Genomic DNA, 3,984 nt, shown 5'->3' on the forward strand with positions numbered 1-3,984 from the left:
CCGCCGGTCCGGCGCCCGGCGCGACCGTCCGCGGCCGGACCACGGGGACGGGTCCCACCGGTGCTGTGGCGGCCGACGGGCGGTCGGCGAGCGGCGGCGCCTGCGGGGCGGTCACCGGCAGAGGCTTCGCCGGTACGGCGGTGGTCGCACCGGCGGTCGGCGGGCGGGGCGGCGCGGGACGGACGACCGGGACGCGCTGAACCGGATCCGGGGAGGCGGTCGTTCGTACGCCCACGTGCTTGCCCCGCGGTCCGGGGTGCGCGGGCGCGGCTCGCTGGAGCTGCGGTGTGGCCTGGGCGGGCGCGGACGGGCCGGGTAGCGGGCGCATGGCGGCCCCGGAGCCGCCCGACGAGCCGGCCGATGTGCCGAACCGGCGCGCGGGCGCCCCGGTGGGTGGCGTGGTGTCGGCCGGGGCAGCGGACGGTGCACCGGGCCAGCGCGCCGCCACCACGGGACGGCTGCCGGAGCGGGCGGCGGCGGGCGGTGCCGCCCCTTCCGGGGTCCGGGTGCTCAAGGTGAGCGGGCGGGCGGCCAGTAGCGAGAGGGTGCGGGGTGCCGCCGTAGCGGAGTGTGCCGCGGAGCTGGTCACGGTGGGGCGGCGCTGGCCTGCCGAGCCGGCGGGCCGGGTGCTTTCGGTGTCTGGGACCACGGCCCTGGCAACGACGACCGGACCCGGGACGACGGCGCGTTGGGGCCTTCGCCTGCCAGAGCCCGGGCCGTCCGCTCGGGGTCCGCCGGAGGCCGGGCCGTCCGCTCGGGGTCCGCCGGAGGCCGATCCATCAGCGCGGGATCCGCCCGAGCCCGGCCCGTCGGCGCTCGCCCCACCACCGGGCGCCGCGCCGGGGCGTCGCGCTTTTCCTGCCGCGCCTTCCGTGGCTCCGGTGTGTGCCGGTTCCGGGCGGTTGGGGGCGACGGCCGGGGAGGGCGTCACCAGCGACGTGGCGGGCCCGTTTCCGTGGTCTGCGGGAGTGGCCCGGGTGGCGCCCCCGGTGGAGTGGTCCACGAGGCTGCGCTGGACGTCGGCCGTCCCCAGCAGCGGGGCGTCCGCTTCCGGAGCGAGGGGCGCGGCCCCGGTGGGCGGCACCGGAGCGGTTGCGGAGCTCTGGCCCGGACGTACCGGAGCGCGCTGGACGTCCGGGCCGGGCGCCGTACGAGAAGCACGGGACGCGGCGGAACCGGGCAGTTCGGCGCTCGGCGGCAGCGCGGGCAGCGGAGCTCCCAGGCCACCGCGTGCGCGGGCGCCCGTGCTGCCGGGGGCCGAGGTCCGGCGCGGGGCGTCGGCCGGGGCTGCGGGTGCCGTCTCCTTCGTAGCGCTCGTACCGCTGTCGTACGGCCCCGATGTGTCGGCCTGGCGCTGGACGACGGGCAGTGTCGGACCGGGCGGGGTTCCGGCGCCGGGCGCGAGAGTGTCTTGCGTCAGCGGCGTTGCCGTGGCAGGTAGTTCGCTCAACGGGGCACCGAGGGGAGCGCGCCGGTGCGGGGCGGTGGCGGCGCGCTGCACGGGGGCGCTGGAGCCCACGCTCGTACTGGCCGGCGTTGTGGTGCTGGATGCGTCGGGCGTGGGGGCGGTGCCGGGCACCGGAGGGTTCGCGGGCCGGACGGCGGCGACCCGGCGCACAGGTCCGGCCGGGCGACGGGCGACGGTCAGGCGCGGCCCCGACGGGCTGAGCCGGACGGCCGGGCGGGACCCGTCGGCCCCGGAAGTACGGGATGCCTCCGGCTGCGGCCCGGTCGCCTCCGTCGCGGCACGCCGGACGGCCGGGCGGGACTCCTCGGCGCCGGAGCGGGCGGACCGAGTTCCCGTCGTCTCGTTCGCGGCACGCCGGACGGCCGGGCCCGAAGGCGTACGGCCCCCGGAATCAGTCCGGGTCCCGGACGTACGCCCGGGGTTCGCCCCAGAAGCGGGTCGGGGCGCAGCCCCGTCGGTGGCTGCGGGCGGCACGACCGCCACACGTCGTACGAGCGGAGTCCTGGGAACGACCGGCTGACGGCCGGTGTCGGCGGGGACCACGACCGGGCTCTCGACGGCCCGTTGGACGGCGGCAGGTGACGAGGAGAGGACCGTGGGGGAATCCGTGAGCGTGAGGCCACGGGGCCGAGGAGCGTCGTCGCTCGAACTCACCCTCCCCGCGGGGTTGTCACCACCGGTATCGATGCCGGAGGGCCGTACGGCGGACGATCCCGAACCGGATTCCGTCGACCCGGACTTCCGCTCCCCCGGATCCTTCCGACGGGCAATCTCCGGTGTCCGGTCGGCCGTTGCCCCGTCCGAGGCCCCGTCTCCCGAAGCGTCCGCCCCCTCCAGCCGCAACGCCCTCAGCAGCAGCGGCCCCCCGGCGGTGTGCGTGGGCTGCGGGGCGGCAGTGCGGGTGACACCGCGTACCAGGCCGGTCGGAGCGGCGGGCAGCAGCGCATGCCCGAGGCCGCTGTCGAACGACGGGTTCTGCCAGGCGGCCAGGCCCGCGCGGAAGGCGAGGCCGTCGCTGACGCCGAGCGGGGCGCGGGACACGGTGAGTTCCGGCGCGGCGGTGCGGCGCCAGCCCCCGTCCCAGTCGCCGGGCACGGAGGGACCCGGGGCGCCGGGCGCGCCACGGTCCGGGCCCGCGCCGGACGGATCGTCTCCCGGGACGTCGGAGCGGTCCGCGGCGGCCCGGCGGCGCAGCCTGTCCCGCCATGCCATGTGCTCAACCGCCTTCGTTCATACGGGTGTTGATACGGGCGATCTCGGCCACCCACTGCTGCCGTTCGCCATGGGCCAGGTCGAGGATCTCCTCGCGTTGCCAGTGGAAGTGATAGGCGATGTACGCGATCTCCTCCCGGAGCCGGGGAAGGGCGTACGTCACGATTCCCCCAGGCGCCCACCCGAGAGGTCGACCTCGAAGCCGCCCTCGCAGTGCGGGCAGGTCACCGCGGCGCGGGTGTGGCCCTCGCTGTTGACCCGGCGGTAGAAGTCCTGGAGGAAGGCGACGTCGGTGGCGTACATCCGCTCCACGACCCCGGTGTGCACATCCGTGATCGAGCCGATCCGGGTGATCACCTGGCTCAGCAGCACCACGCTCAGGTACGCCGGGTTCTCCTTGACCCGCAGATCGATCTGCGGGCGCAGCTCGTCACGGGCGGTGGCCAGGCGCATCGCGCCATGGCGGTGCACCGTGCCCGCCTCGTCCACGTAGCCGCGCGGGAGCTCGAACTCGAAGTCGGTGCGCAGCCCGTGACCCTCCCGGGGCGCCGGGGCGGGGGGTGCCGCCGCCTGCTCCGGCACCGGGACGGGCGTCGTGACCTGGAGGATCTCCTCGAGGTTGCCCGCCGTCACCGTACGGCGCCTCATTCGACGATGATCTCTTCGAACACGATCGTCACGGACTCGGTGGCCGCGGACGACTCGCCCGCCTTCAGGGACGGGCCCTCCCACTTGGAGGCCCAGCCCTGCATCAGCTGGATACGGCGGACCGTGTTGCCCTCGGTGTCCTTGATCTCGATGGTGAGGTTCTGCCGCGCGGAGTTCACGGCGCCGTTGTTCAGGGTCTCCTTGATCCAGTTGGTGAACTCACTGCTCTGATCGAGTCCCCGGGTGATCGTGATCTCACCGGCCTGCCGGGCGCCGGGCTGCTTGCGGATGATCTGCTTGCCCTCCGCGCTGACCTGGCGTACCTCGACGACCTCCTCCTCGACGGTCAGCCCGCTGATCTCCTGGATCGACTCGACCAGGTAGCCGCCGAGCTGCACGCCGAAGACGTGAGTGGAAAGAGCATCGCCCGTTGCCATGACTGTCTGTCACCTTTCCTTGCTTGACCCGCAGGTCACTCGTCGATGAGGCTGGTGCTGTCGGAGAACTGGGCCAGCCGGAACACCACGAACTCCGCGGGCTTGACCGGCGAGACACCGATCTCGCAGATGACACGGCCCTGGTCGATGGACTCCGGCGGGTTGTTGTCGCGGTCGCACTTGACGTAGAACGCCTCCTCGGCCGTACGGCCGAACAGC

At 75.0% G+C, this 3,984-nt stretch carries 3 protein-coding genes and 2 pseudogenes; 1 reads left to right on the forward strand and 4 read right to left on the reverse strand.

The window, feature by feature from the left end:
- A pseudogene (locus AOK11_RS44125) lies at positions 1 to 200 on the forward strand (hypothetical protein); the annotation flags it as partial.
- Positions 201 to 2,684: 2,484 nt separating this feature from the next.
- Here the strand turns inward: AOK11_RS44125 and AOK11_RS43610 are convergent.
- The 4 genes and pseudogenes from AOK11_RS43610 to AOK11_RS29580 all read right to left on the reverse strand — a co-directional run.
- The gene (locus AOK11_RS43610) at positions 2,685 to 2,843 is read right to left on the reverse strand and encodes a DUF6760 family protein (protein WP_167353846.1); all 159 of its coding nucleotides are present in this window, start codon (positions 2,841 to 2,843) and stop codon (positions 2,685 to 2,687) included.
- Positions 2,840 to 3,328: a zinc-ribbon domain-containing protein gene (locus AOK11_RS29570; RefSeq protein WP_055596783.1), complete on the reverse strand. Its 489-nt coding sequence runs from the start codon at positions 3,326 to 3,328 to the stop codon at positions 2,840 to 2,842. Before AOK11_RS29570 ends, AOK11_RS43610 begins: the two co-directional genes overlap by 4 nt.
- The gene (locus AOK11_RS29575; protein WP_055596784.1) at positions 3,325 to 3,765 is read right to left on the reverse strand and encodes a phage tail protein; all 441 of its coding nucleotides are present in this window, start codon (positions 3,763 to 3,765) and stop codon (positions 3,325 to 3,327) included. Before AOK11_RS29575 ends, AOK11_RS29570 begins: the two co-directional genes overlap by 4 nt.
- Positions 3,766 to 3,800: 35 nt before the next feature.
- Positions 3,801 to 3,984 (reverse strand): annotated as a pseudogene (locus AOK11_RS29580) (phage tail sheath family protein); the annotation flags it as partial.

The organism is Streptomyces hirsutus (assembly GCF_001418415.1).
Classification (GTDB): domain Bacteria; phylum Actinomycetota; class Actinomycetes; order Streptomycetales; family Streptomycetaceae; genus Streptomyces; species Streptomyces hirsutus.

What these genes read in the sequence shown, in the direction of transcription:
- AOK11_RS29570 (WP_055596783.1), bottom strand. Translation starts at nt 3,328, where the DNA reads ATGAGGCGCCGTACGGTGACGGCGGGCAACCTCGAGGAGATCCTCCAG.
- AOK11_RS29575 (WP_055596784.1), bottom strand. Translation starts at nt 3,765, where the DNA reads ATGGCAACGGGCGATGCTCTTTCCACTCACGTCTTCGGCGTGCAGCTC.